We start from the raw sequence: 4,415 nt of genomic DNA on the forward strand, positions 1-4,415 counted from the left end.
AACACCTCCGCGGCACGGCGCTGGGATTCCGCAACCTCACCTACTACCGCATCCGAGCACTCCTCGAAGCCGGCGGCTTCCGCACCCACTTCACCCACACCCGTGACTAACAACCGCCTACACCCCCAAATCCGAAGAGCCTGAAATCTCTTGTCGATTTGAGTTCATATTGATTCCTGGTGTATTCATGTATGTGGATCGAACTGATGGTTGTTTGATGTTAACGCTATTATGGGGTGACGACTCCGGTCTCGTAAGCGATCAGCACGGCTTGGACGCGGTCACGGGCGTCCAGCTTGGACAGGATGCGTCCAACATGGGTCTTCACCGTGGCCTCCGACAGGAACAGTTCGGAAGCGATCTCCGTATTGGTCAGCCCCTGCGCAATCAGCTGATAGACCTCCCGCTCCCTGGCTGTGAGTGAATCCACGGCCTCTCGTTTCTCTGCTGGAGCCTGCGACTGGGAGCGCAGCACCGGGGCCATGTGCTCCAAAAGCCTGCGGGTGGTCGACGGCGCCACGACGCCGCCGCCTTCGTGCACCGTTCGGATCGCGTCCAACAGGTCCTCCGGCGGCACGTCCTTCAGGAGGAATCCGCTTGCACCGACCTTCACCGCATCGATGGCGTACTCATCCAGGTCGAAGGTGGTCAGGATCAGCACCCTGGGGTGGTGGCCCGGAGCCTCGAGCAAGCGTGAGGTGGCCTCGATCCCGTCCATCTCGGGCATGCGGATGTCCATCAGCACCACATCGGCACGGGCAACAGCGGGGGAGGCCACGGCCTCGCGTCCGGTGCGGGCTTCGCCGATCACCTCGAGGTCAGACTGCGAGTCGATGATCATCTTGAATCCGCCGCGCAGCAGGTCCTGATCATCCACGATGGCGACCTTGATGGGTTGCGAGTCGGCTGACATGTCGGTGTTCACTGTGGGGACTCTCAAATCTCTTCGTAGGGGAGGAATACGTGGACGGTGTATCCGGTGACTTCGCCCGGGCGGAAGTCCACGGTTCCGCCGTAGAGCCCTACACGTTCCCGCATACCCTGTTGGCCCCGGCCGAGGCCGTCGGTGGTGGTGGCCCCGACTCCGGTGTCGGCGACCTCGATGTTCAGTCCGTGTGGGGTCCAGGTCATGGACAAGGCGGCTTGGGCGTTGGGACCTGCGTGTTTGAGGACGTTGGTCAGGGCCTCTTGAACGGCCCTGTAGGCGGCCAATTCCGCTCCAGGCGGTAGCTTTCTGCGAGGTTGGCCGCCTTCGTGGTGTTCCAGGGTCAGGCCGGAGGCCCGGACGTTCTGCACCAGCTGCGTCACCTGGGTCAGATCGGGGGCCGGTGCCTTGGGAGCCGCGTCGTCGTCCTCGGTACGCAGGACTCCCAGCAGGCTGCGCATCTCCTTTAGCGCCTCTCTGGAGGTGGAGGCGATGGTTCCCAAGGTCTCGGTGGCCACCTCGGGGTTTGCTGCGGCCGCGTAGCGGCCGCCGTCCGCCTGGGCGATGACGACCGACAAAGAATGCGCCAGGACGTCGTGCATTTCGCGGGCGATCCTGCGCCGTTCATCCGCCGCTGCCAGCGCACGTTCCTGTTCCTGCTCGGCCTCGAGGCGTTCGGCACGATCGGCCAGGGCTTTTCGGACCAGACGCCGGGCGCGCACCATGTACCCAGAAACGATGGCGACCGTACAGAGGGCCGCGAGGAACAACATGAATGCGATGAAGGTGCGCCAATTCGGAACGGGGAGGCCCTCGTAGTAGCTCGAGCTCCCGGCGTAGGCGCCCACCACCGAGCCGATGATGCACCAGATGACGGACCACTTGGCATCTTGGCGTTGCCCGTAGACCACCGCGGAGTACGCGATGACCGGAACCAGGAAGATGAGGGGGGAGACGTCCACGCCGTCCTGGCTGACGGTGAGGGAGATCGCCTGGATGAGTCCGGCCCCGCCAGTGATCCAGAGTGACCTTCTGGGCCTGGTGCGCCTCCAGGAAAAAGCCAGAGCAAGAAGTGCCGTGGCGATCAGGCCCACCCAATACGTTGCCGTGTAGTCCCCGAAAAGGCTCACCCCGTAGAGAATGCTCATCGGCACTAAGAGGACGACGGCGACCGTGGCATCCAGCTTGCCCGGATTCTTGCGGGCCCAGGCTTCGAGTCGGCGCAACCAGGTCATGTACCCAAGCCTAGGGGTGGTGGAGCGCGGTCCGCGTCAGCCTGTGGTCTGACTGTTGTTACGTACTCACGGAATGGACGTCTCAAATGTTGAGACTGCTTGCCCACTATGCGGACGGGAGGCCTACCCTGGAATCATGACGCGAAACATCGACCTGGCAGTCATCCCCGGCGACGGCATCGGCCCCGAAGTGATCGAGCAGGCGCTGCGCGTCCTGAACGAGGCACTTGCTGGCACCGACACCGGACTCACCGTCACCGAGTACCCCCTCGGTGCGGCTCACTGGCTGGAGACAGGGGAAGCCCTCAATGACTCCACCTTGGAGGCCATCCGCCACCACGAGGCCGTCCTCTTCGGGGCCGTCGGAGCTGCCCCGGGCGATACTCGCATCCCCTCAGGCGTGATCGAGCGAGAACTGCTCCTGAAGCTGCGCTTCAACCTGGACCACGCGGTGAACCTGCGGCCGTCCAAGCTCTACCCCGGGACCGGTTCCCCCCTGGAGAACCCCGGCGAGATCGACTTCGTCGTGGTGCGTGAAGGCACCGAGGGCCCCTACGTCGGCAACGGCGGCGTGATCCGTCAGGGCACCGAACACGAGATCGCCACCGAGGTCTCCATCAATACGGCTCACGGAGTGGAACGAGTGGTGCGCGACGCCTTCGAGCGCGCGGCGGCCCGCCCCCGCCACAAGCTCACCCTGGTCCACAAGCACAACGTCCTCGTCAACGCCGGACACCTGTGGCGCCGCACGGTCGAGGCCATCGGCGCCGAATTCCCGGAGGTCGCTGTTGACTACCTTCACGTGGACGCGGCCACCATCTTCATGGTCACCGACCCCTCCCGCTTCGACGTCATCGTCACCGACAACCTCTTCGGCGACATCCTGACCGACCTCGCCGGCGCCGTCACAGGCGGCATCGGCCTCGCCGCCTCCGGCAACATCAACATCGACGGCTCCTCACCATCGATGTTCGAGCCCGTCCACGGCTCCGCACCGGACATCGCAGGCCAGGGAATCGCGGACCCCACCGCCGCGATCCTGTCCTCGGCGCTGCTGCTTCACCATCTGGGCCTGGACGACGCCGCGAACGCCATTGAAGCCGTGGTCGCTCGGGACGTGGAGGCCCGTTCCGGGAACCGATCCACCGCCGAGATCGGCGACGCCATCGTCTCCGCCCTCGCCGAGGCCCGCGTCAGCGCCTGATCGGCGAGGGAGAAAAAGAACTGGACCACCGCCGTCGGGCATCCACCGACGGTAGCCACAGGGCCCCGTCATCTGACGGGGCCCTGATCGGCAGAACCTGGTACAACGGACTAGGCTTTTGTCTTGAAGAACTCCGCCCAGACCGGACGGAGTAGTTGCATCGTGGCCACCGTGCCACACCCCGTTCCGGGGGTTTCCCGGACATCGATGTAAGGACATCACCCACCGTGAGCAGCCTGCAGTTCACCAAGAACCTTTCCGAGGCACGCGCTTCCGACGAACGCCGTGCCGAGATCCTCGCCAACCCCGGCTTCGGCAACTACTTCACCGACCACACGGTCGTCGTCGACTGGACCGAAGGGCAGGGCTGGCACGACGCCCGCCTGGAACCCTATGGCCCCATCAACCTGGACCCCGCAGCGGCTGTGCTGCACTACGGCCAGGAGGTCTTCGAGGGGCTCAAGGCCTACCGTCACTCCGATGGAGGCGTGCGCACCTTCCGCCCCGAGAAGAACGCGGCGCGCCTGAACACCTCGGCCCGCCGTCTCGCGCTGCCGGAGTTGCCCGAGGAGATCTTCCTCGAGGCCATCCAGCTGCTGGTCGAGGCCGACGAAGCCTGGATCCCCACCGGAGACGGCCAGTCCCTGTACCTGCGCCCCTTCATGATCGCCACCGAGGCGTTCCTGGGTGTCGCACCGGCCAAGCAGGTCAGTTTCCGTGTCATCGCCTCCCCGGCAGGTAACTACTTCGGTGGAGAGCTGCACGCCGTACCGATCTGGCTCTCCGAGACCTACTCCCGTACCGGCCACGGCGGCACGGGCGAGGCCAAGTGCGGCGGTAACTACGCCGCGTCCCTGCTGCCCCAGCTCGAGGCTGCCGCTCATGACTGCCCGCAGGTGATCTTCCTTGACCCCTCGGACGACTACGCGGTCGTGGATCGCGGCGGCTTGATCGTCTTCTTCGTCATCGACAACACGCTGGTGACCCCGCGCCTGAACGGCAACATCCTCCACGGCGTCACCCGGGATTCCGTGCTCACGCGGGCCGCGGA

Annotated in this window: 4 protein-coding genes; 2 read left to right on the plus strand and 2 right to left on the minus strand. The window is 65.0% G+C overall.

The genetic code is table 11. The annotated features are described in order from the left end of the window. Positions 1-229: 229 nt before the first annotated feature. Together Q0A15_RS04560 and Q0A15_RS04565 are read right to left on the minus strand one after the other, a co-directional pair. A complete protein-coding gene (locus Q0A15_RS04560) occupies positions 230-913 on the minus strand; it encodes a response regulator transcription factor (protein WP_291278346.1) in 684 nt (227 codons plus the stop codon). Between the two features lie 23 nt (positions 914-936). Then, positions 937-2,160: a sensor histidine kinase gene (locus Q0A15_RS04565; RefSeq protein ID WP_291278347.1), complete on the minus strand. Its 1,224-nt coding sequence runs from the start codon at positions 2,158-2,160 to the stop codon at positions 937-939. Positions 2,161-2,296: 136 nt separating this feature from the next. On the opposite strand from Q0A15_RS04565, the gene Q0A15_RS04570 reads away from it, so the two are divergent. After that, positions 2,297-3,364, plus strand: a complete 1,068-nt coding sequence (locus tag Q0A15_RS04570) for a 3-isopropylmalate dehydrogenase (protein ID WP_291278348.1) — start codon at positions 2,297-2,299, stop codon at positions 3,362-3,364. A 227-nt stretch (positions 3,365-3,591) separates the two neighbouring features. After that, positions 3,592-4,415 (plus strand): branched-chain amino acid aminotransferase (locus tag Q0A15_RS04575; protein WP_291278349.1); only part of this gene is annotated, 824 nt, incomplete at its 3' end.

The organism is Galactobacter sp., assembly GCF_022712295.1.
In the GTDB taxonomy this organism is placed as follows: domain Bacteria; phylum Actinomycetota; class Actinomycetes; order Actinomycetales; family Micrococcaceae; genus Galactobacter.

Coding starts and splice junctions, on each gene's coding strand:
- Q0A15_RS04560 (WP_291278346.1), bottom strand. CDS start 913: ATGTCAGCCGACTCGCAACCCATCAAGGTCGCCATCGTGGATGATCAG.
- Q0A15_RS04565 (WP_291278347.1), bottom strand. CDS start 2,160: ATGACCTGGTTGCGCCGACTCGAAGCCTGGGCCCGCAAGAATCCGGGC.
- Q0A15_RS04570 (WP_291278348.1), top strand. CDS start 2,297: ATGACGCGAAACATCGACCTGGCAGTCATCCCCGGCGACGGCATCGGC.